Raw genomic sequence first — 23024 nt, forward strand, 5'->3', positions numbered from 1 at the left:
CTCTCCCCTCGTTGGTCGGGTTATTGATAAGACGGTTTTATTCTAAGCGCGGGCGCATATGCCGGCAAGACTATGCCCCATGATTTTAAGACCGTGCCCCATGATTTTCCCATCCTTTGGGACAGATACCGGGCGCGGCGGATTGGCCGGCTGTGTGGAACCGGCAGGCGTGTCATATCATCAAACGATGCACGGTGCAGGGTACGATGAACACGGGCACTGTATCCCACAGCCCACGTCGACTGCATCTTCCCCTGGCGGACGCGACGGCGCTACACACAACGGACCGTCATCCTGACCAACGGCAAACGATTGATATCATGCGCCTGCCAGTCATATGACTTCCAACCCATTCCAAGAATCGAGAACAAGATGATAGACGGATTCAAGAAATTCATCGCACGCGGCAACATGATCGACATGGCTGTCGGCGTGGTGATGGGCGCTGCGGTCACTGCCGTGGTGAACTCCATCGTCAACAACCTGATCAACCCGCTCATCGCCATGATCTTCGGCAAACCGAATATGGACGGCCTGCTCGCGTTCACCTTCAATGGCGCGACCGTGTCCTTCGGCGCGATTCTCAGCGCGCTGCTGAACTTCCTGATTGTTGCGGCGGCCGTGTACTTCTGCATCCTGGTGCCGATCAACAAGCTGCGGGATATGTCCGAGGCGCTGATCGCCAAGGCCAAGGGCGAAGAGGACGCCAAGGCTGCGGAAGAGGCGGAACAGAAGCTCAGCACCGAGGAACAGACCGTGCTGCTGCTCAGTGAGATCCGCGACCAGCTCGCCAAGCAGAACGGTGACAGCGCTGCCGACACCCCGTCCGGCGTGCGCTGAACCCCAATAGTGCGACACCCCCGGAATCCAGATGATTGAAGGATTCCGGGGGTGTTCTGTTGTGGAGCTAGCCGGGTTCGAACCGGCGACCCTCTGCTTGCAAAGCAGATGCGCTACCAGCTGCGCTATAGCCCCATGTGAAAAAAAGAGCGGCTCGCAGGCCGCTTGATTTTTCGACGTGGGCCCGGGAGGACTTGAACCTCCGACCTCATCCTTATCAGGGATGCGCTCTAACCACCTGAGCTACGGGCCCGATCCGCACGCTAAAAGCGCACAAGCAGATATAGTACCATATTTGGCACTTCCGTCAACCCGTGTATATCCGGCGTGTCGAAGAGGGAAACCGTACGCGGTCGTGCGCACTTCTTTGATGGCGACTACGCTGATGGGCATGTGTGGACGATTCGCCGCGGAGCTTGATTACCCCGAGATTGCGCAGATGCTGCATGCGCAACCGTCCGCCGGATTGCCCGGGAAATCATGGAATGTCAGCCCCACGCAGACCATCGCCGTCATCGGGCAGGACGCACATGGGGTCAATCACCTCGCGTCCGCCTACTGGTCGCTCATTCCGCCCACCGCCGAATCAAAGAAACTCCCCTACCCCACGTTCAACGCCCGCATTGAATCAGCGCTCGATAGGCCGACCTTCGCGCAGGCCGCGCGGCATAATCGCGCCATCATCCCCGTATCCGGCTACTACGAGTGGACGGCGGAACGCAAACCCTACTACTTCCATGCCAAAGACAACCGACCGTTGCTGCTGCTGGGGCTGTACTCCTGGTGGCTGTCTAGGGAACGGGCGAATGCCACCTGGCTACTCACCGCAACCATTTTGACGCGCGACTCGGTCGGTATCGCCGCCCAAGTCCACGACCGGATGCCGGTGCTCAGCGACCCGCAACACGCGCAGGAATGGCTCAATCGCAGCGTTTCAGGAGACAAGATTCTCCCCGCGGCATCCGCGTATGGGGCTCGGCTGTCGCAGTCATTGCTCGCAAGTCATGAAGTCGCGCCATTGCATGGCGATGGGCCGGAACTCACCGAGCCGTATGATGAGATGATGCTGCGCTTCTGATAGCCGGGCTATAGCGTCCACCGGCTCTGTGGCCGCATGCAGGAAGCAGAAAGGACCATGCCGTGACCTACCGACGCCGCGCATCAAGACGCGTCACTTCGACGGACATCATCGATATCGGCGGGATGGCGGTCACGGTGATTCGCAAGCCGATTCGCAACATGTATCTGCGCGTCCAGCCGCCGAACGGGGATATCCGGGTGACGGCGCCCACGCGTATATCCGCGGAGGCCATCGAGACATTCGTCAGCACGCGCAAGACGTGGATTCGCGCCCAGCAACGCAAAATCCAGCGGATGCAACATGACACGATGCGGCTCGTCGGTGGGGCGACGGGCGAGGAGCACCCGGAAAACCAACCGCAGCAGCTGAACAATCAGGCGGGAAGACAACCAAGCGTGGGTGAGCCGGATTCATCCGGAATCGGTAGTCCTAATATCGGCAACCGCAACATCGGTAGTCATGACTCCGCGACTGTGTGGACTGCCGATGTACAGCGGCATGCCCGCCAATCGCTCGAACGGCAGCTCCCGGCGCTGCTGGACCATTGGACGCGTGTGATTGGGCGCTCGCCGACACGGATCACCTTTCGCATCATGCGGTCGCGATGGGGGTCATGCACCCCGGCGACAGGGCGGATCCGGCTCAATCTTCAGCTGGGACTCATGGAACCGCGGTTCCTTGAGTATGTGCTGGTCCATGAGATGACCCACTTGTGGGTGGGTGGCCACGGGCCACGGTTCCAGCAGTTGATGGACCGGTTCCTGCCAGGCTGGCGTGATCTGCGCCGTGAACTCAACCGTTACGCCGTGCTGTGAGATCGTGTGCGAGAAAGTCAGCGAGCCGCCGTATCATCGCCGTCTGATTCTCCGGCGCTTGAGGACTTTCCACCGTCGGTGACACTCATGCGATCGATATCCACATGGTCGGGCGAACCGCTTTTGCGTACCTCGATGGTCTCGATTCGCCGGCCGTCGACTTTCGTGACGATCATGTCGTAGCCGTCATCCGAATGCAATACATCGCCCACAGCACCCATTTTGCCGGTGTGGGCAAGGAAATACCCGGCGACCGTCTCGTACGGGCCATCCTCGAGCTGGATGCCGGTCAAATCGGCGAAATCCTCGATGGTCATGCCGCCGTCGATGGTCGCCACGCCGTTGACGAACGCGGTGTCCGGCGCGGTTTTGCCATCCTTGGTTTCCGGCAGGTCGTACTCGTCGTGGATATCGCCCACCAGCTCCTCGGTCATATCCTCGAGCGTCACAATGCCGTCCGTGCCACCGTATTCATCGATGACCACGGCGAGGTGGATGCCGCTTTTGCGCAGCAGCTCAAGGCTGGGCAAAAGCTTCGACGTGCCCGGCAGGGAGATGCCCTCGCGGGTGATATCCGCCACGGTCCTCGCCTTGGGGTCGCGCACGTCCAGCAGGTCGCGCACGTGCACGAAACCGAGCACATCGTCGAAATCCTTGCCGGTGACCGGGTAGCGCGAATACGGCATCTCACGCACGTAGGCGGCGGCGTCCTCGATGGTCATATCGCCCTCGAGGAACACGACATCGGCGCGCGGCCGCATCACTTCGGCCACGATCGTCTCGGACGCGTCGAACACGTCGTCCAGAATCGTGCGTTCGTCCTTGCCGAGCCGCGTATTGGTGTTCACCAGCACGCGCAGCTCCTCGTCGGAGACCTCGCTTTCCGTCTCGTTCGGGTCGAAGCCGAGCAGACGGACCAGGCCGTTCGTGTTCTTGCCGATCAGCCAGATGATCGGCTTGCAGACCTTCGCGAACACGTCAATCGCCGGCACCACCGCGCGGGCGATCTGCTCGGTGCGTTGCATGGCGATACGCTTCGGCACCATCTCCGAGATGACGATCGAACAGTACGAGATGATGAGCGTGAGCACGATGGTGGTCAGAGGCGCGGCGATATGCTGCGGAACACCCCAGCTGATCACCATGGGCACGATCATCGGTGAAATCGCCGATTCACCGAAGGACGCCGACAGGAATCCGGAGAGTGTGACACCAAGCTGCACGGTCGACAGGAAGGTATTGGGGTCACGGGCGATGCGTGCGACACGGGCGCCGCGGGCATCCTCCTGCTCCATCTGGTCGATCTGTGACCCGCGCAGGCTCACCAGGGCCAGCTCGGTACCTGAGAACACCGATCCGAGCAGCAGAAAGACGAATATCAGCAAGACATTCAACCACAGTGACGACATGGCTTCCACTGTAGAAGATGCGCCGGTCAAGGTGCGGGCCGCCTGGGGGTGACGCCAGAGTGGGGATTGGCGGGCGTGGCGGCCCGCGCTATTCAGAAGCTCAGGACCTCCACGAGGCCGGTATCCATGCAATAGCGTGTGCCGACAAGCACGAGGCGTTCATCCGCCAGGGCCTGCCGGATCGGCTGCGAACGGTCCGCCAGCTCTTCGATGGTGTGGGCAATATGCACGCGCTCAATATCGGCAGGGTCGCGCAATTGCGCCTCATACGCCTGCAATACCGACGGGCCGACTGACCGCACGATCGGCGACTGCGCTTCAGTGACCAGGCGTTCCAAGGATGCTTCCAGTCGGTCTTGCGTGTCCTGCGCGGCTTGTACATCATCCATCGCTTCGATGTCATCGATGATGGAAGCCAGCGATTGTGTGGTTTCGGGCGAATCGTCGCCGTGTCTCACGCGCGACGCCAGTACTCCAAGCTGTTTTTCCGCGGCTTGGACGGCACCGCAGTTCTGGTGCCCGAGAATCACAAGCAGGCTGACGTGCAAGCTTTCGACGGCGTATTCCAGCGAGGCGAGCACGCTGTCGTCGATGATCTGCCCGGCGGTACGCACGGTGAACATGTCGCCGAGCCCGGCATCGAAGATGATTTCCGGTGGTACGCGCGAATCCGAGCAGGACAGCACGGCGGCGTCGGGGCGTTGGGAATCGATGAGCGACTCGCGGGTTTCGCGGTCCTGCCACGCGTGGGTCATGGCGCCTTGGGCGAACCGGCGGTTGCCGGCGAGCAGCCGGCTCCATGTGGAGGTCGCGGTCGGTTCATGCTGGGTGGTGTCGTCGGATGTCTGGTCTGCCATGGGGCCTCCTGCCTGTGATGTGCGTTGCCATCGTACCGCGGATGGTGCTACGCCGTAGGCGGAGTTGGTATGCATGTGGTGTCGTGGTATTACGAAATACTTGGATTAACCGGTTCACTTCCCAAGGTGGCGGTCGTGGACAACGAAGGTCCGCAGGATCGTCACGGAAAGGCCGACGATGGAACACATCATCATGGGTATCGCAATCGTCCTGCTGGTTGTCGGCGTCGGGATATTCGTCGGCACCGCCCCGATGAAAGACAGCAAACGCAGCGTACGCCTCACCGTGATCTCCACGGTGTGTGAGCCTCGCCGGCATCATCCTGGTCATCGTCGCCGCCAACATGATGTAGCAGCCAACCGGCAGTATCGCGGGAAACCACACGCATGTCAATGTGATGATTACCACAGGTGAATTCCCGCATTTCCCGTCTGCGATGGGCTAGCATGGGAGCCACGCGGGGTCGGAACCTCCGGGCCCGTACATAGGCGGGTCGTGCGCGCAGCCCGCCGGAATCGAACAACGAGACGACGAGGACCATCATGACACTGCTCCAACACGAACTCACCGACTTCACTGTCCAGGCGTTCCAGAACAACGATTTCCATGAAGTGACCAAGGACGACGTACTCGGCCACTGGTCGCTGTTCTTCTTCTATCCAGCCGACTTCACCTTCGTATGCCCGACCGAGCTTGAGGACCTCGCGGACCATTACGAGGAGTTCAGGAAGATCGGCTGCGAGATCTACTCCGTCTCCCACGACACGCATTTCGTGCACAAGGCGTGGCATGACGCGAACGAGAAGATCGCCAAGATCCAGTACCCGATGCTCGCCGACCCGACGGCACTGCTCGCCCGCGACCTCGACACCTACAACGAGGAGCTGGGGCAGGCCGAGCGCGGCGACTTCATCATCAACCCCGAAGGCAAGGTCGTCGCCTACGAGGTCATCTCCTCCAACGTCGGCCGCAACGCCGAGGAGCTCCTGCGCCGTGTGCAGGCATCCCAGTTCGTCTACGAGCACGGCGACCAGGTGTGTCCGGCCAAATGGGAGCCCGGCGAGGCGACCATCGCCCCGTCGCTTGACCTGGTCGGCCAGCTGTGACGCTCGGCTGACGAACTGAAGCGGTTTCCGATTCCCTATTCCGGATGCCGTCGCCGGTCGTAGCATGCCGTAACCCGAACGGTTTGCGGTTGCGTCAGGTGGCGGCATCCGTCATATCACCTGTAATCGTTACGACGACGAGGAGCTGGCAATGCAACAGCAAGACGATTTGTATGATGTCGTGGTCATCGGTGGCGGCCCGGCCGGCCTGACCGCAGGACTGTATCTGGCGCGGGCACGATACCGCGTATTGGTCCTGGAAAAGGCGGATTTCGGCGGACAGATCACCATCACGTCCGAAGTGGTCAACTATCCGGGCGTCGAAAGCACAGACGGCCGCAAACTCACCGCGACCATGCGCAAACAGGCGCAGAATTTCGGGGCGGAATTCAAGGTCGCCGAGGCGACCGGGCTGGATGTGGACGGCGACATCAAGATCGTGCACACCAATCGCGGCGATATCCGCTGCTTCGGCATTCTCATCGCCACCGGCGCCTCGCCGCGCAAGATCGGCTTCGCCGGCGAACAGGAATATGCGGGCCGTGGCGTGGCCTATTGCGCCACCTGCGACGGCGAGTTCTTCAACGGCCGTGAGGTCATCGTGGTCGGTGGCGGGTTCGCGGCGGCCGAGGAATCCGTGTTCCTGACCAAGTATGCCAGCAAGGTGACCATTCTCGTGCGCGAGGACGATTTCACCTGTGATGCCGCCGTCGCCGCCGAAGCCAAGAACCACCCGAAGATCGAAGTGCGCTACCACACGCAGCTCGACGGGGTCGCCGCCGGTTCCGGAGGGCTGACCGAAGCGACGTTGCGTGATACACGCACAGGTGAGACGAGCGTGTGGAAGCCGGCTGATGGCGGCACCTTCGGCGTGTTCGTGTTCGCCGGCTATGTGCCGCAGACCGAACTGGTCCGTGGCGTGGTGGAACTTGACGACCACGGGTATGTGGTCACGCACGGCTACCTGGAGACCTCGGTCCCCGGCGTGTATGCGGCCGGCGATCTGCGCGTCAAGAACCTGCGTCAGGTGGTCACGGCGACCGCAGATGGCGCCATCGCCGCCGTCGAACTGGAACGGTATGCCAAGCAGCTCAGCGAGAAGACCGGACTGGTACCGCCGCGCCCGACGGCCTCCGCATATGAGCAGCAGGAGGCCAAGGCCGCGAAGGCCGCCAGTGTGTCGGGCACGTCCCCGGCTCCGGCGCCACAGCGTCCCGGTACTGCTGCTGCCGCGAAGCCTGCTGGTGGCCACGCGTTCTTCGATGACGCGATCCGGCAGCAGCTGGCGGTCGTGTTCTCGCGGATGGCGCGTCCGCTGGTATTGAAGCTTGAGCTTGACGATTCCACGCTGTCCCAGGAATTGCAGGCATTCATCGGCGAAATGACTTCGCTGAGCGATGGCAAGTTGAGCACGGTGGTCGATACGGCTCCGGTGACCGGCGGCGATGTCTCGCTAGATGATCCGCTGCCGGATGCGCGGCCGAATGTGCGGTTGTGCACCATCGGGGTGGACGGTAAGCCGCAGGAGACCGGTATCGCCTTCCATGGTGTGCCGAGCGGGCACGAGTTCAACTCCTTCGTACTCGCCCTGTACAACGTGGCCGGACCGGGGCAGGCACTCGACCAGGACACCGCCGAGCGGATCGCCTCGATTGGCCAGCCGGTCGATGTCATGCTGCTGGTGTCGCTCACCTGCACAATGTGCCCGGAAACCGTGCTCGCGACACAGCGTATCGCCGCCGCGAACCCGAAGGTGCGGGCGGAAGCATACGATATCGCGCACTTCCCCCAGCTCAAGGACAAGTTCAACGTGATGAGCGTGCCGTGCATGGTTATCACCCGGCCCGGTGCTGATGCCGCGTCCGAAGCGCAGCAGACCATTGAGTTCGGCAAGAAGTCGGTCCCGCAGATGCTTGATCTGCTGGGAGCCTGATTTCTTTCGTGCGGCTGTTGGGCCGGCATCGCGCCCGTCGCGTGGGTATCGTCCCGTACGACGGGCGCTTGCTTTTCCGACAGTTGTTGATGGGGGCGAGAGCGCGGGAGTTCTGGGTGGATTTGTGGGGGTGGTGGAGATCTCCCGGGAGTTTGGCTGTGATGGCCGGGTTCGGCGATATTGTGCCAAGGAAATCGTTGATATACCAACACGACTCGAATCAGGCCGATGGGAGATTACGCGTCGAATCACACATTGTGTGAGAAGTCCCGCGCGCATGCGGGAGAACGTGCGTCCTTCGTCGAATATCAAGCAAACTCCCGGTGGGCGGAGTGGACGGATGGACAGGCGTCGGGCGAGAATCGAATCCTCATATCCGTAAACTCCCGGTAGATGAGTCGGACCAACAGTGGACGGGAGCCGAACCCGTATACCCACAGAGGTGATGGATGATTACCTTTCCGGGTAGTCCAATGCTGATGAGTGAAGTCATATCGTCATGACATGTGATGAGTTGAGTATGTCATCGCATGCTGAGCGGACCACGTTCGCAGTATCGTCTTCGAATCGTTGCGGTATTTGACAGGTTGTGTATGTCATCGCATGCGCGACGAGGCGGATTGCGTGCTCCGGAATCGGATTGGTGACACAACCAACGGGTTGCGTATGCCGGGGCATGTGCAACGTGACTATTCGTGGCTAACGGCACTGGATAGTCAAGGCATGTGACGGATCGCGTATGTCGTCAGATACGCGGCGGGTGGTTTCCCGGTCGTCGTTGCCGAAGCATTAGGGAAACTGGCATGTTGTGTATGTCGTCAGATACGTGGCGCAACATTTCCTGATGATTCACTCGAATCGTCATGGGCTTTGATGAGTTGTGTATGTCGTCGCATACAGGCATCTACCTAGAGATAATCCAGACCCTGCCGTGTGTCGCTCGCCAATCACAACAACCCGCCCAAAACGCGGGAAGGCCCCGCACCCCGCAGGGCACGAGACCTTCTCGCTGCATTGGTCGGAAATCGGAATCAGCCCGTATTCTGCAGGCCTGCAGCGACACCCGAAACGGTGCACAGGATAAGGTAGATGAACTCCGCCTGTTGGCTTTGGCTGAGTTCTTCCTTGTCCACCTTGCGACGCAGCGAACGCAGCGCCAGCACCTGGGTGACGGAGAGCGCGTCCACGTACGGGGAACGCACCCTGATGGCCTGGCCGAGCACATGACGGTGCTGCAGCGGCCAAGCGTCGCCGACAATGCGCAGCACCCACTTGCGGGTCAGACGCATCTCGTCGAGCACCTTGTCACGCAGGTCGTCGCGATCGCCGAGAGCCAGATACATCTTGGCGATGCGCTCATCGGTCTTCGCGATCGACATCTCGATGTTGTCGATGAACGTGGAGAACAGCGGCCACTCCTCATACGCCTTGCGCAGCGTATCCAGGTCGCCGAACTTCTCGCACGCCGTGCCCAGCCCGTACCATGCGGCCAGGTTGATGCGCGCCTGGGACCAGGCGAACACCCACGGGATGGTACGCAGATCGTCGAGCGACTTGGCGCCCAGACCGCGCTTGGCAGGACGGGAGCCGATCGGCAGCAGGCCGACCTCGGCAAGCGGGGTGACGGTCGAGAACCATTCGGCGAAGTCCGGCGTGTGCAGCAGATCCAGGAAGCGCTCGTGCGAGACTTCGTTGAGCGCGTCTGCCATCGGCTTGTACTTTGCGGTCATTTCCGTGTTGATCTTGTCGATGCTCGGAGCGGACTGCAACAGCGTTGCCGCGGCGACGGACTCGATATGGCGCAGGCCGAGCACCGGGTTGCCGTACCGGGCGAAAATGACCTCGCCCTGTTCGGTGAGCTTGAATCGGCAGTTGACCGAGCCGGCAGGCTGTGCGAGCACCGCGCGGTTGGCGGGGCCACCGCCACGGCCGACAGCGCCGCCACGGCCGTGGAACAGCGTCAGATCGATGTCGTGCTCCTTGGCCCACTTGGCGATACGGCCTTCGGTGTCATGCAGTGCGAGGATGGATGTGGTCGGGCCGGCGTCCTTGGAGGAATCCGAGTAGCCGAGCATGACTTCCATCTTGCCGCCGGTGGCCTTCAGGCGCGCCTGCACCTCCGGGATCTTGATGATCTCGTCGAGCACGTCCACCGAGTTCTCCAGATCCTCAAGCTGCTCGAACAGCGGGATCACGTCGATGGTCGGCACGTCCTCCGGATGGGCGAAGGCGAGACGATTGAGCTCGTACACGTCACGCACGTTCTGCGCGGACTTCGTGAAGGAGATGATGTAGCGGCGTGCGGCCTTGATACCGTTGCGCTTCTGGATGGAACCCAACGCGCGGAAGGTGTCGAGCACCTCGTGCGTCATCGGCTGCAGTTCGCCACGCTCGCCATGCAGACCGTGCTCGCGGATGTCCTCGAGCGCGCGGGAATGCACGACGGAATGCTGGCGGAACTCCATCTCCACCATGTGGAAGCCGAAGGTCTCGGCCTGCCAGATGAGGTCCTGCAACGGGCCATAGGCCGCGCGCGGGTCGCCGGCTGCGGCGAGCGAACGCTGCACGATCTTCAGGTCCGCGATGAAATCGTCGCAGGACTTGTACATGAGGTCGGCGTCACGTTCGATCGTGTAGTGCAGGCGATCGGCCATCACGAGCATGACAGCGCGGTGCATTTCCTTGGTGGAGATCAGTGCGGCCTTGGACGTGAGCCGTTCGCTCATTTCCTTCTGGTGATTCCACAGGTTCTTCAGCTCGGCGCTGGGCGGCGTGGTGCCGGACTCCATGGTGAGGTTGCGGCCGACGGTGCGGCAGGCATCTTCAAGGGCGGCAATCACATGGTCGCTGAACTTGCGTGCGACCTGGCGGCTGACCTTCGCGGTGACGTTCGGGTTGCCATCACGGTCGGAGCCGATCCAGCTGCCCGGATGGAAGAACGCAGGGCACACCGGCGGGACGAGACCCGCCTTGTCGCCGAGGATCCAATCGTCGAAACGACGGTAGACGAGCGGAATCGTACGGAACAGCGTGTTGTCGAAGATATCGAGGATGGTGTCGGCCTCTTCGACAGGCGTCGGCTTCTTCAGCGCGATCGGCGAGGTGCGGAACAGCGCATCGATTTCGTTGTACAGACGACGGTAGCTTTCCTTCTTGTCGGAACCGCCGAGCATCTTGCTGCTTTCCAGCAGCTGGGCGATGCGGCGGATTTTGCCTTCGACGGCCTTGCGGCGCGCCTCGGTCGGATGCGCGGTGAACACGGGGTGGAACTCGAGTTTGTTGAGCAGTTCCTTCGCCTTCGCCGGGCCCATTTCAACAATGAGCTTGTGATAGGCGTTGGTCATCTCATTGACCGGGTCGACCGCCTCATCATCGCTGACTGCCGCTTCGCGCTGATGCAGCACGGATACGCGGTAGTTCTCTTCGCACAGGTTCGCCAGATGGAAGTAGGTGGTGAACGCGCGCGCGAGCAGCTGCGCATCATGCAGATTCATCGCGTCGATGGTTTCGACCGCCTTGTCCAGCTCGCGCTGCCCCTCGCTCGGGTCGGTGTGAACACTGGTGAAATGCTCGGCGCTGGCGTCGGCCACATATTGGCGGACGGTATCAAATGTCTCGAGCAGTTTGGGATCGAATTCGCCAAGCACTTCGCGCACGATCTGCAGACACAGATCCATGTCGTGCTTCAGCGAATCAGGGAGAGCACGCTCTTCCGGGCCTTTGGTGCCCGTGCCGGACGTCACGATACCGGCGTCGGCTGGCGTGATTTGCTGATTTTCTGTTGTCATTGAACCTCCTTTTCCAAACCTTCGGTTGTTCGGTCTGCCGGTCTTCCGTGGCTCCTCCACGGTTGTGGTGCCGGCCGTTGCGAACCCAAAGCCGTCGGTTCAGCGGTTGCAGTGGCATTATACGGCCGCGTTTTCGACAGGTATGTTACATGTCCGAAATCTGCCTGGGGGTTGACCATATGGTGGACAGGTTCTTGAACCGGCGGTTTTCCAAGCATGATCGGCATCGCGACTGCGCGCACGGCCTGGATCATGTCATAGCCTAACGGGGTACGGCTTGCGATAGTAATGGAACCGTGACTTCACAACAGCCTTCACAACAGCCTTCACAACAGCAAGAACATCAGGAAACGGGACTGCGGGACGATGCGCAAACAGGCAGCGTCGAGAATGCCGCCGCTGCGGTGAGGAAATACCATACGCATTCCATTCCGCTTGACATGGAGGATATCGAGCGTGATTGGGACAAGCCGATCACGGAAGCGGGTATCGCGGCGAAAGCCAGCGTCATCGTTCGCGTCGGCATGCTGGATCTGGGGGCCGGCACCGGAAGCTTCCGCGTGCGTGAGATGATGCACCGCATCGCCTACCCGTTGGGTGTGCATGTGCGAGCCGACGTGAACCTCACCGACATCGAGGCGGCCTGCACGGACGGCCGTGACCGAATCACCGAAGTGGTGGACCTGCCCACCACCGGCGTCAACACCGAACGCATCTGGCTGCTCGAGCATTTCGCCGACTGGTTCAACGTCAACCTCGGCACCGGGTCGATGTACCACAGCCGCACCGAGGTCTCCGAAGGGCTGATGCAGCATCTTGACCAGCGTGACGCCTCCCAGGTGTCCGCGGACCTGTCCAGGCAGCTGCGTAAGGAAAGCAAGGAGAACAAGGCCCGGCTCGAAGCGCAGGAGCAGGCGGCGGAAGCCGATGACGATCCCGTGCTCGACGCGCTTGAGCATGCCGAGCAGGCCCGCCCGGGTGACCGGGATTCCCAGACGGCGGCGCCTCTGGACATGCGTGGCATCAATCGTGCGGAACGTGCGGGTCGTGCGGAAGGGGAGGCGCAGGAGACGAAATCGCGGCGTGAACACTGCGAAGAGGCGCGTGATCGCCGTCGTGCCCGTCGTCTTGAACGCACCCAGCATCCCCCGAAAGGCGAGTATGCCAGCCATTTCGACCATGTCGGCCAACGTCCGGAGCGTCGACGCGGAGTCACCGTACGGCAGGCGCATGAGCGGCTCGACATGATCGAGCATCGTAAACCCCTGTATTCGCCGGCATTCGCGGGTCTTGCCTCGGCGTGTGCATGCGCGGCCTTCGTGTTCCTGCTCGGCGGCGGCCCGTACGACATGATCGGCGCGTTCGTTGGAGCGGGCCTGGGCCATTGGCTGCGGCGTCGCATGTTCATCCACCATCTCAACCAGTTCTTCGTGACCTTCGTGTGCGTGAGCGTGGCCGCGCTGGCCTGTACGGGAACCTTGCGCCTGATCGGCCTGTTCGATCCCGTCGCCTTGCAGCATGACACCGCGTATATCGGGGCGATGCTGTTCGTCATCCCGGGCTTCCCGATGATTACGGGCGGGCTGGATATGGCCAAGATCGACTTCCCGTCAGGCATCCAGCGGGTGGCGTACGTGCTGTGTATCGTGCTGATCGCCACACTCGCCGGTTGGATGGTCGCCTCGATTGTGCACCTCAACCCGCAGGGATTCGAGCCGCTCGGGCTCAATCCGGTGGTCAACTGCCTGCTGCGCATGGTGTTCGCGTTCATCGGCGTGTGGGGCTTCTCCGTGATGTTCAACTCACCGCAACGCATGTGCCTGGTCGCCGCGGTGATCGGCATGATCACCGATACCTTGCGTCTGGAAATCGTGGATATGGGCGTGCCCGCCGAGGCCGGGGCTTTCATTGGCGCGCTGCTTGCCGGCCTGCTCGCCTCGGCGTGGCGGTCTTCGGTCCGGCGCGGATTGCTGCCGCCGCACTTGGGGTACCCGCGTATCTGCATGACTGTGCCGTCCATCGTGATCATGGTGCCGGGCTTGTATATGTACCGCGCGATGTTCTATCTCGGCGCTTTCGATACGCTGCATGCGCTCGACTGGGCGTTCCGTGCGTTCATGGTGATCATCTGCCTGCCGATCGGCCTGCTGATGGCGCGTGTGCTCACCGACAAGAGCTGGCGGTACGACGTGTGAGGTGTGTTCGTGCTGAACTCGCAGTATCGCGATGTCGTGGTTTCGATGTCGTGATTTCTCGGACATGGCGCCCTGAAAACGGAGATATCGGGAATAATCTCTCAACATCTCGAGCGATCTGCCTCTGGAAGCGAGTTTTTCAGATGTCGGTATTGGAAGTCGGGAATCGGCTGCGGGTGAGTGGCGTGCGGGTGGTTGATGGGGAAACGCCACCGATAAGGACGATCTCCCGCATCCGTAAAAAAGAAACCCCGGTGGAGGGTACCACCGGGGAGGAGAGAAAGGAGAGAGAAGAAGAAAAGGGGTTCAATTATCAGGAACCGATGTTCCCGATCAGCTGTTTGCTGACATGTTCTATGAGAACCCATGATGCTGTGGGTGTCTCGAAGTTTTCCTGAAAGAATTCTGCCAATACCGTGCCGAAGTTGTGACAGGCGAGCCAAATACCCGATGGCGGCGGAGCCGCGTACACTGGCATACAGTGAATGACGGCCGCGCACGTAAGCCGGCGGCCGCAATCAGATCATCGAACGTTGCCAAGGAGAATCCCATGCTGCTGTCCGACCGTGACATCCTCGCCGCACAAGCCGACGGTCATATCTCGCTCGACCCATGGACGCCCGAGATGGTGCAGCCCGCCTCCATCGACGTGCGTCTGGACCGCTTCTTCCGCCTGTTCAACAACCACGCCTACACCTATGTCGATCCTGCGGAGAACCAGGGCGCGCTGACCGAACAGTTCGAAGTCCGCCCCGATGAGCCGTGGATCCTCCACCCCGGCGAGTTCGCGCTCGCTTCGACGTGGGAATACGTCAAGCTCGACCCGACCATCGCCGCCCGTCTGGAAGGCAAGAGCTCGCTGGGCCGCCTGGGCATCCTCACCCATTCCACCGCAGGTTTCATCGACCCGGGCTTCGAGGGGCATATCACCCTTGAGCTGTCGAATGTGAGCACCTTGCCGGTCAAGTTGTGGCCTGGCATGAAGATCGGCCAGATGTGCTTCTTCCAGCTGAGTTCTCCCGCAGAACACCCCTACGGGTCCAAGGGCACCGGTTCGCATTACCAGGGCCAGCGCGGGCCGACCCCGTCGCGCTCATACATCAACTTCTATCGCGCGGACGTCGGCGACTGACCGGATTGCCGGCCGTCCCGCAATCCGTGACATGACGGCAACGCCGGTGAAACGATATTCGCCTAGTACGGCAGAAGCGCCTGTATTCCGGGCGCCCGCCACGCTTCAAGGAGAATCCGGAATGACCTACGATTTCACTTCGCTGATGGAACGGCACGGCAGGGATGCGCTCGCCGTCGACGGCCTGGGCATGATGCCCGGGTTCGCCCCGGACCCGCCGAAACCGGGGTTCGACGTCATTCCCATGTGGATCGCCGACATGAACTTCCCCACGGTTCCCACCATCCCGCAGGCGATTATCGAACGTGCGAAGCACCCGGCATTCGGGTATTTCCAGATGAGTGACGACTATTTCGACGCGATCGCCGGCTGGCAGCGCGACCGCAACGGCATCGTCGATATTCCGCGCGAGGCGATCGGCTACGAGAACGGCGTACTCGGCGGCCTGATGTCCGCCGTCGCGGCGTTCGCGGCCCCGGGCGACAGGATCCTGCTGCACAGCCCCACCTACGTGGGGTTCACCATGGTTCTCGAGAACGCGGGGTACGCCATCGAACACAGTCCGCTCAAACGTGACGGGCAGGGCGTGTGGCGCATGGATTTCGACGATATGGACCGCCGCCTGAAGGAGCACCACATCCACGTGGCGGTGTTCTGCAGCCCGCACAATCCTTGCGGCCGCGTGTGGGAGCGCTGGGAGATCGAGCGGGCGATGGAGGTGTTCCGCCGCAATGATTGCGTGGTCATCTCCGATGAGATCTGGTCCGATCTGGTGCTTGACGGGCACCGGCACATCCCCACGCAATCCGTGGGCGAGGATGCGCGCCGGCGTACAGTCGCCTTGTACGCGCCGTGCAAGACGTTCAACGTGTCCGGTCTGGTCGGCGCCTACCACATCATCTACGACCGCTACCTGCGCGACCGGGTGGAGGCGCAGGCATCGAAATCGCACTACAACGAGGCGAATGTGCTTGCCATGCACACGCTGGTCGGCGCCTATACGCAGGAGGGCCGCCAGTGGCTTGACGAGCTGCTTGCCGTGCTGTCACGCAACGTGGGGCTCATGTTCGACTATCTGTCGTCGATCGACGGCGTGGAGCTTGCGCGGCCGGAAGGCACGTACATGCTGTATCTGGATTGCTCGCGCTGGTGCCGGGAGCATGGCGTGGGCATCGGCGAGCTGGAAAAGCGCGGCTGGGATGTGGGCGTCGCCTGGCAGGATGGTGTGATGTTCGATATGCCGGACACTATCCGTATGAATGTGGCGTTGCCGGAAAGCCGTGTGCGCGAGGCGATCCGCCGGCTGAAGGCGTACGTGTTCTGACGCCCCGTTGTGCCGGCCGCCGGGCTGTTCGCTGTCGGCGGCGGGCTGGCCGGGGCCGTCACGGCTAGCATGGAAGCATGGCAGACGTGAAGATGATGGGGCCGAACGAGTTGCGCGAATACGCGAAGCGCGGCCGACGCGAGCATGATGAGGCGAACAAGGAGCTTGAGCGCCGCTGGCATTCCTATGACGGGTTCCTGCCGGATGCGCCGTTCAAGTCGATTCTCGACGGCGACGATGGCGACAGTGAGTGAGGGATAACAGGCTGGTATCTGGCCGTGGTGTGCCTGCAGTGTCGCATGACGAACTGATAGCGGTTGGTTTGGGCGGTGATGGTCATGTATCGGTCTGCCGTGGGATTGCTGAGTCGCACAACGTGGGGATAGTGCTTATTTGAGCGGGGGGCGGTCGGGTATCTGTCCGCGGTGTGCCTAGGGTGTCGCACGACGGCCGGATAGTGCCTGATTGCCAAGGCTGATGGCTTGGCTGTGGCCGCTATCTGGGCGTTGTGTGCTTGGGATGTCGCACGGTGCTCAGGTAATGGTTGGTTTGGACGGTGGCGGGTTGATATCTGCTCGCGGTGTGGCTGGGGTGTTACACGGCGGACAGATTCGATTTGGTTTCGGATTGATTCGGCTGGTATCTGTCTGTTGTGTGATTGGTGCGTTACACGACGTCTGGGTAGTGGTTGGTTTGAGCGGAGGTGGGTTGGTATCCCTCTGCGCTGCGCCTGCCGTGTCGCACGGTGGGCGGATTGGATTTGGACTGGGATCGATCCGGTCGGTATCCGCCCGCCGTGTGATCGGCCTGTCGCATGGCGGGTAGACAGGGGTCGGTCTGAGCAAGGACCGGTCGGTATCCGCCCCTGGTGCGCCTGCCGTGTCGCACGGCGCCCGGAGAGCGGTTGGATTGCGTGGTGGTAGGTCGGTATCTGCCCGCTATGTGCCTGCCGTATCGCAGAGCGGGCAGATACCGCGGCAGTGTGCCGCAATCAGTGGTCCAGTTCGTCCGCATCCGCGTAGAACGTGAGGATCCGCTCGAGATAGGGCCCAAGAATCCTGTTCGGCATGCTGAAGATCTCGTGCAGCGAGTCGGGGATGCGCACGAGCTTCGCGTCTCCCCCGGCGTTGAGCACCCAGTGGATGAACCGGTTCTGCGCCTCGTTGAGCACCCAATGGTCGTGCCCGGCCTGGAACAGGAGCAGCGGGGTGTCGATATTCTCGCATGCGTGCGGCTTCTGCACCGCGTGCGATAGCTGAAGCGACTGCCGTACCCATGAGAAGGTGGCCGCATACGTCTGGTTGTGTACGTCATTGATCCGTTGCTGCTGGTACCAGCGCACGCGCGCCTCGCACGCCCCCGGATAATCGTTCATGTCGAGTTCCGGCGTGAATTCGCTTTGGCCGAATACGATGTGTCTGCCCTGCCCGCATGCGCACATGAGGCTTGAGGCGAGGTAGGCGATCCAGTTCGGCATTCCTGTCTGCGGGGCGATCATCGGGCTGGACAGCACGGCACGGTCGAACGTGTCGGGGTAGGTTTCCAGCAGGGATGCGCCGATACCGCCGCCCATCGAATGGCTGTACAGGAACAGCGGCCGCCCGCCGGCATACTCTCTGCCCACTTCGAAGGCGAATTTGTTGAGATCGGCGACATACCGATGCCAGTCGTCGATCCAGACGAGGGACGGGTTGTCCACGTCGCGTACGGAACGGCCATGCCCGCGGTGTTCCAGGAAGCACACGGAATACCCGGCAAGCAGGAAATACCAGATCATCTCGCTGTATTTGGCGGCGAATTCGGTGAAGCCGTGCGAAATGACGATCGCGCCGTTGAACATCGCGGTGGCGCCATCGACGTTGAGCTTGTCGAACTCCTTGGCGTCATAGCACACGTAGTGCAATCCGCCTTCCGTCGCCGGCTTGGCAAGCCCGGGAGCCTGCGCCGGTTCCATCCAGCCTTCGATGCTGCATCGCTTCAGCGCGGGCATGACCACGGTGTCCATCTGCGCCTGATAATGGCCCTCGTCGATCAGCGGAATAGTCATGGCACCTACTGTAGTCGAAGCGGTTTGCCGTGGTATTGGCCATTCACGGTCCGAATGACCAATACCACGGCTTGGCCGTTATGGTGTTATGCCCGGTATGCCTGTTATGCCCGCGGCGTGATACCCAGGGCCTCGATCAGGAAGTCGCGTTGCAGGATGAGCAGATTACGCGCGACGGTTGGATCATTGGTCATATGGGTGATACCGGTGAGCGGCAGGAAGGTGTGCGGCCTGCCGGCGGCCATAAGTGCCTGCGACAGGCGCAGCGAATTGGCGATGCTCACATTGTCGTCCGCAAAGCCGTGGATCAGCATGAGGGGCCGGTTCAGGTGGGGCGCGTCCTCGATGATGCTGTTGGCGCGGTATGTCTGCGGGTCAAGGCCGAGATACCGTTCCGTGTAATGCGTATCGTACAGGGTCCAGTCGGTGGGCGGGGCGCCGGCGCACGCTGCCTGAACCGTTTCAGGTGCGTCCAGGACCGCGAGCGCGGACAGGAACCCGCCGTAGGACCAGCCGATCATCGCCACACGGTCGGTGTCGGCTTCCGGCGCCACTTCCTGCAGGGCGTGGACGGCCTCGATCTGGTCGGCGAGCGTGACCCGCTTCATGTCGTGGAAGATCTCACGATCCCATCGCGGACCGCGGCCGGTGGTGCCTCGCCCGTCGGCGGTGACCACCAGGAACCCCTGGTCCGCCCACCATTGCGCATCCCAGTATGCGGCCTGGCTGAGGGTGACCTCTTGATGCCCCGGACCGCCGTACGGTTTGAGCAGTACGGGCAGACGCCGCGCGCCTGCGTACGGGCTGCCGACGCTCGGGCGGGTGATGGCGGTATACAGCCGGTGTTCGCCGAGCCTGACGAACCGCGTATTCGGTGTGAATCCGGGGGTCGCCGCATGATTGGCGAGTTCGGCGCGCACATGGTTGTCCAGCGAAGGGAACCGGTCGGGGGTTGCCGGATCGCCGTCGGCGTCGAGGGCGTACAGGTGGACCATGCGGGACTGCGCGTGGTCCATGTCCCTGCCGGATACGACGATGCCCCGGGCGCCGCGGGATGCGGTCCACACGCCGGGGGTCATGGTCACCGGTGTGATCATGCCGTCATAGCCCAGGCGTACCACGTCGAAGCTGCGTGCGTCATGGTCGTCCGTCTGGTCCGTCCACGCGTCCGGGATGTCGGCGGCCTGCGGATTGTCGGGTGTGCGCTGCACGACGGCGAGCACGTCGTCGTCGCCGGCGTCCAGCACGGTGCGCACCTGCCAGCCGGCGGGCGTGAACGCCAAGCCGCCGACGGTGAGACGGTTGGTGTCGGTATCCATGTCGTTAAACGCACACACCAGCCGCCCGTCCGGCGTGAACGTCGGGGTGCCTGCAATCAAATCAAGCCATTGGGGATTCGTGTGCTCTTCGAGCACGGTGGTGGTGTCGTTGCGCTCGACCTGGAGCACCTGGTCGTGGTTCTGCAGCCGGTTCTGCACGAGCAGCAGCGGGCGGTGCCCTGCCGTCCACCGCACGACGGCGAGATACTCGTATGTCTTGCGGTCCCAGGCGATGCGGCGGGCGTCCATGCCGCTGTACCGGCCGTGCCCGTCGAATTCGAGGTCGACCAGGGTGAGGAAGACGTCGGCGTTGCGGGTCAACGCCTGCGGATAGTGCCGTGCGGTAGTGGCGTGGTCCGGGTTTGCAGGGTCGCTGATATGCCAGACCGGTTCCGCGGCGCTGTCGAAGGTTTCGAAGATGACCGAACGCGAGTCGGGCGACCACCACAATCCGTCGTACCGGTCCATTTCCTCGCCGGCCGCGAATTCCGCGAGACCGATGGTCCATGTGCGTCCCGCGGGATCGGTGCCGTCATTGTGGACGCCCCAGATCGCACGGATATCGTCATGCAGCGGGGATTCGCCGGCTTGCGGCCGGTCCGCGATGTCTACCATGACCAGATGCTCGCCGGTCGTGTACAGTACGTGCCGGCCGTCCGGGCTGATGCGCGGGTTGAGGACCGGCAGCAGGTCGTTCGGATCGGCGTACGGCGTGGTATCGGCTTCGTCGTTCTCGTCCGCGCAGGTGTGTCCGGCGGCGTGCGCGCTGGAGGCTTCGGTGTCGGCTGGGGACGCGGTGTCGGCTGGGGACAGGGCGTCGGCGGCGAGCTGCCGGGTGCGTGCCCCGCGGCCGTCCGCATCGATCTGTGTAAGGAACAGCTGGCCGTTGATGGTGAACACCACGCGGTCGCCCGCCGCATCCACCGAATACGATACGATGCCTTGCCCGCCCTCGCGCGCGCGTTCGCGGCGTGCCCGTTCCTCGGCGGGGACCTCCTCGGCGTCGGCATCGGCGAGCAGATTGCGCGGATCGGCGAGCAGGATCTCGTCATGGGTGCCGTCGGCCGGGTCGAATGTGCTCAGCCACAGGGAGGTGACCGTGTCTTCCGGCCCGTCGGAACGCAGGAACAACGCGCGGGAACCGTCGCCGATGACGGTGGCCGACCGGGGTGCCCCGCAGGTGAAGCGCAGGGTCCGGGCCTTGCGTCCGGGGAATTGTTCGATGGCGGACGGCGCGTCGGTGCTTGCCTTGGCCGGGGTGTCGCCGCTGGGGTTGGTGGTGCGCGTATGGAGTTCACTCATGCCTTCAGCCTACTCTGGTGCGGGCCTGCGAAGGGTTGGGCGCGCGATTCGGCCGGCCCGTCCGGTCTCCGTGCCGCGCGTATCGAGTGTCGATGGCGATGGTGTGGAACCGATACCATGGAATCGAGGAGGCAGCGGCGAGACCATAGGATGGAGCACTGGCGGAATCATGCGGTTTTGCGCAAGGCTCGGCGATGTCGTGCGCTCGGCGGTGCCCCCTATCCCCTCCACACCCGCATCATCACCGGTCGAAATGTGCCGCGTGGAGGCCGCATGGCCCGGACCCGGGTCTCCTGGATTCAACATCGGCGGAATACCAACGACTGTACCGGTGCGACACGTTCCACCCGGCCGCCGATTCCTCGGTATCCTTTCCACACCATGCAGGTGATGCCGCAATCCACGTTGTCCGGAACGATCGCGGCACATCGGGCACACCGAGTACGCCGGGCGCGCCCCCCGCCGATTCTGGTCCTCCCCGCCACGATCCCCGACTGTTTTCTGGGCCGCATCACCATCCACGCACCACGGAATGAAGAAATTGCAAGTATTGCCGCCTGATTTTGGCCGAAGTGGTGACACAGCGTAGGATGGATGAGGATATAGAAAGGGATCACTATGAGCGTTCTCGACCGTTTTGAGAAGAGCGTGGAAGGCGCCGTCAACGGTGTGTTTTCGAAGTTCGGGCCCAAAGACCTGCAACCCGTTGACCTGTCAAGCGCCCTCGAGCGCGAAATCGACACCGAGGCCATGCCGGTCGGCCGCGATCGCACGGTGGCCCCGAACGAATACCGGTTCAAGCTGAGCACCCCCGATTTCGACCGCATCGAACAGTGGGGCAGCGAGGCGCTCGCCAACGAGCTCGCCGATAACCTCACGCAGTACGCCAAGAGCCAGCATTACGCGTTTGTGGGCCCGGTCGTGGTGATCTTCGAGGAAGACCTCGACCTGAGCAAGGGCGATTTCAAGCTGAGCTCGGAATCCGTGCAGGGCAACGCCGTCCCGGTGACCACCGACAGCCAGTCGCAGGACAGCCCGATGCTGGAGATCAACGGCAGCCAGTACCTGCTCACCAAGCCCAAGACGGTGATCGGCCGCGGCTCCGGCTGCGACATCGTCATCGACGACCCCGGCATCTCCCGTAAGCATCTTGAAATCGACATCACCGATAACGGCGTGATCGCACGTGATCTCGGTTCGACGAACGGCACGTTCGTCGAGGGGCATCAGGTTCCCGCGGCCACGTTGCTTGACGGCAACACCATCACCATCGGCCGTACCCGCATCCTGTATTGGGCTTCGTCGCAGGATCAGGACTGACCTGGCCTGAGAGCGAGTTTCGTTATGCCCACCGAACTTACCTTTGCAATCCTCAAGTACGGGTATCTCATCCTGCTGTGGGTGTTTCTTTGGCTTGTCGTGCGTTCTTTGCGTCGTGACATCGAGACGTTCAGCCCACGCAAGTCGCTGTCCAGCAGGCGTAGGGACCGCAAGGCCCGCAAAGCCGCCAAAACGGCGACCCCCGCCGTGTCCCCCTCGCCTGCCAGGCAGGCTGCTCCCGTCCGCCGCCAGTCGGTCCAGCCGTCGTTGCTTGTGGTGATCGACGGCCCGCTGGCCGGCAGCTCGGTACCGCTTGGCGCCGCGCCGATCACCCTCGGCCGGGCCGCCTCCAACACGGTCGTGCTTGATGACGAGTTCGTGTCATCCCACCATGCCCGCGTGTACCCTGACCCGTCCTCCGGCTCGTGGGTTATCGAGGATCTGGGGTCGACGAACGGCACGGTCGTCAACCAGCGTCGTATCAGTGCGCCCACGGTGCTGTCCGCGCGCATCCCTGTCCGTATCGGCGCCACCACGTTTGAGCTGAGGTGATGC

Annotated in this window: 16 protein-coding genes and 2 tRNA genes; 11 read left to right on the top strand and 7 right to left on the bottom strand. The window is 62.3% G+C overall.

Annotated features, from left to right (window positions below; translation table 11 throughout):
- Positions 1–372: 372 nt before the first annotated feature.
- Positions 373–840 (top strand): large conductance mechanosensitive channel protein MscL, encoded by a 468-nt coding sequence (gene mscL / locus WD012_RS03090; protein WP_339562334.1) that lies wholly within the window; start codon positions 373–375, stop codon positions 838–840.
- 62 nt (positions 841–902) lie between these two features.
- Here mscL and WD012_RS03095 read toward each other — a convergent pair.
- A tRNA-Ala gene (locus WD012_RS03095) sits at positions 903–975 on the bottom strand.
- 44 nt (positions 976–1019) lie between these two features.
- Positions 1020–1093, bottom strand: a tRNA-Ile gene (locus WD012_RS03100).
- Between the two features lie 102 nt (positions 1094–1195).
- Here WD012_RS03100 and WD012_RS03105 point away from each other — a divergent pair.
- Positions 1196–1918 (top strand): SOS response-associated peptidase, encoded by a 723-nt coding sequence (locus WD012_RS03105; RefSeq protein ID WP_339562335.1) that lies wholly within the window; start codon positions 1196–1198, stop codon positions 1916–1918.
- Between the two features lie 62 nt (positions 1919–1980).
- Positions 1981–2736 carry a M48 family metallopeptidase gene (locus tag WD012_RS03110; protein WP_339562336.1) on the top strand — a complete coding sequence of 252 codons (756 nt, stop codon included), beginning with the start codon at positions 1981–1983 and terminating at the stop codon, positions 2734–2736.
- Positions 2737–2753: 17 nt separating this feature from the next.
- On the opposite strand, the gene WD012_RS03115 is transcribed toward WD012_RS03110, so the two are convergent.
- A complete protein-coding gene (locus tag WD012_RS03115; RefSeq protein WP_339562337.1) occupies positions 2754–4145 on the bottom strand; it encodes a hemolysin family protein in 1392 nt (463 codons plus the stop codon).
- Between the two features lie 92 nt (positions 4146–4237).
- Positions 4238–5002, bottom strand: coding sequence for a carbonic anhydrase (locus WD012_RS03120; RefSeq protein WP_339562338.1), 765 nt, complete (start codon positions 5000–5002; stop codon positions 4238–4240).
- 543 nt (positions 5003–5545) lie between these two features.
- Between WD012_RS03120 and ahpC the strand changes: the two genes are divergently transcribed.
- Entirely contained in the window at positions 5546–6109 is a 564-nt protein-coding gene (gene ahpC / locus WD012_RS03125; RefSeq protein ID WP_339562339.1) for an alkyl hydroperoxide reductase subunit C, read from the top strand.
- 151 nt (positions 6110–6260) lie between these two features.
- Positions 6261–8042, top strand: coding sequence for an FAD-dependent oxidoreductase (locus WD012_RS03130; RefSeq protein ID WP_339562340.1), 1782 nt, complete (start codon positions 6261–6263; stop codon positions 8040–8042).
- Between the two features lie 1031 nt (positions 8043–9073).
- Here the strand turns inward: WD012_RS03130 and WD012_RS03135 are convergent.
- On the bottom strand, positions 9074–11830 hold the full coding sequence (locus WD012_RS03135; protein WP_339562341.1) for a phosphoenolpyruvate carboxylase: 2757 nt from the start codon (positions 11828–11830) through the stop codon (positions 9074–9076).
- 440 nt (positions 11831–12270) lie between these two features.
- On the opposite strand from WD012_RS03135, the gene WD012_RS03140 reads away from it, so the two are divergent.
- From WD012_RS03140 to WD012_RS03155, 4 genes are all read left to right on the top strand, one after another.
- Complete coding sequence (locus tag WD012_RS03140) at positions 12271–14025, top strand: threonine/serine exporter family protein (RefSeq protein ID WP_339562595.1); 1755 nt, start codon at positions 12271–12273, stop codon at positions 14023–14025.
- 550 nt (positions 14026–14575) lie between these two features.
- Complete coding sequence (gene dcd / locus WD012_RS03145; protein ID WP_339562342.1) at positions 14576–15157, top strand: dCTP deaminase; 582 nt, start codon at positions 14576–14578, stop codon at positions 15155–15157.
- Positions 15158–15278: 121 nt separating this feature from the next.
- The gene (locus WD012_RS03150; RefSeq protein WP_339562343.1) at positions 15279–16481 is read left to right on the top strand and encodes a MalY/PatB family protein; all 1203 of its coding nucleotides are present in this window, start codon (positions 15279–15281) and stop codon (positions 16479–16481) included.
- 77 nt (positions 16482–16558) lie between these two features.
- Positions 16559–16735 (top strand): hypothetical protein, encoded by a 177-nt coding sequence (locus tag WD012_RS03155; protein WP_339562344.1) that lies wholly within the window; start codon positions 16559–16561, stop codon positions 16733–16735.
- Between the two features lie 737 nt (positions 16736–17472).
- On the opposite strand, the gene WD012_RS03160 is transcribed toward WD012_RS03155, so the two are convergent.
- Both WD012_RS03160 and WD012_RS03165 read right to left on the bottom strand, forming a co-directional pair.
- Positions 17473–18528: an alpha/beta fold hydrolase gene (locus WD012_RS03160; RefSeq protein ID WP_339562345.1), complete on the bottom strand. Its 1056-nt coding sequence runs from the start codon at positions 18526–18528 to the stop codon at positions 17473–17475.
- A gap of 104 nt (positions 18529–18632) precedes the next feature.
- Positions 18633–21149, bottom strand: coding sequence for a S9 family peptidase (locus tag WD012_RS03165; protein WP_339562346.1), 2517 nt, complete (start codon positions 21147–21149; stop codon positions 18633–18635).
- Positions 21150–21767: 618 nt separating this feature from the next.
- Between WD012_RS03165 and WD012_RS03170 the strand changes: the two genes are divergently transcribed.
- Both WD012_RS03170 and WD012_RS03175 read left to right on the top strand, forming a co-directional pair.
- Positions 21768–22469, top strand: coding sequence for an FhaA domain-containing protein (locus tag WD012_RS03170; protein ID WP_339562347.1), 702 nt, complete (start codon positions 21768–21770; stop codon positions 22467–22469).
- 24 nt (positions 22470–22493) lie between these two features.
- Positions 22494–23021: an FHA domain-containing protein FhaB/FipA gene (locus tag WD012_RS03175; RefSeq protein WP_339562348.1), complete on the top strand. Its 528-nt coding sequence runs from the start codon at positions 22494–22496 to the stop codon at positions 23019–23021.
- Positions 23022–23024 lie beyond the last annotated feature (3 nt).

The sequence above is a fragment of the Bifidobacterium thermophilum genome (genome assembly GCF_037482445.1).
GTDB classification, from domain to species: Bacteria; Actinomycetota; Actinomycetes; order Actinomycetales; family Bifidobacteriaceae; genus Bifidobacterium; species Bifidobacterium thermophilum_B.

Coding starts and splice junctions, on each gene's coding strand:
- WD012_RS03120 (WP_339562338.1), bottom strand. CDS start 5,002: ATGGCAGACCAGACATCCGACGACACCACCCAGCATGAACCGACCGCG.
- WD012_RS03115 (WP_339562337.1), bottom strand. CDS start 4,145: ATGTCGTCACTGTGGTTGAATGTCTTGCTGATATTCGTCTTTCTGCTG.
- WD012_RS03170 (WP_339562347.1), top strand. CDS start 21,768: ATGAGCGTTCTCGACCGTTTTGAGAAGAGCGTGGAAGGCGCCGTCAAC.
- WD012_RS03155 (WP_339562344.1), top strand. CDS start 16,559: ATGGCAGACGTGAAGATGATGGGGCCGAACGAGTTGCGCGAATACGCG.
- WD012_RS03130 (WP_339562340.1), top strand. CDS start 6,261: ATGCAACAGCAAGACGATTTGTATGATGTCGTGGTCATCGGTGGCGGC.
- WD012_RS03175 (WP_339562348.1), top strand. CDS start 22,494: ATGCCCACCGAACTTACCTTTGCAATCCTCAAGTACGGGTATCTCATC.
- ahpC (WP_339562339.1), top strand. CDS start 5,546: ATGACACTGCTCCAACACGAACTCACCGACTTCACTGTCCAGGCGTTC.
- WD012_RS03165 (WP_339562346.1), bottom strand. CDS start 21,149: ATGAGTGAACTCCATACGCGCACCACCAACCCCAGCGGCGACACCCCG.
- WD012_RS03160 (WP_339562345.1), bottom strand. CDS start 18,528: ATGACTATTCCGCTGATCGACGAGGGCCATTATCAGGCGCAGATGGAC.
- WD012_RS03140 (WP_339562595.1), top strand. CDS start 12,271: ATGGAGGATATCGAGCGTGATTGGGACAAGCCGATCACGGAAGCGGGT.
- mscL (WP_339562334.1), top strand. CDS start 373: ATGATAGACGGATTCAAGAAATTCATCGCACGCGGCAACATGATCGAC.
- WD012_RS03135 (WP_339562341.1), bottom strand. CDS start 11,830: ATGACAACAGAAAATCAGCAAATCACGCCAGCCGACGCCGGTATCGTG.
- WD012_RS03150 (WP_339562343.1), top strand. CDS start 15,279: ATGACCTACGATTTCACTTCGCTGATGGAACGGCACGGCAGGGATGCG.
- dcd (WP_339562342.1), top strand. CDS start 14,576: ATGCTGCTGTCCGACCGTGACATCCTCGCCGCACAAGCCGACGGTCAT.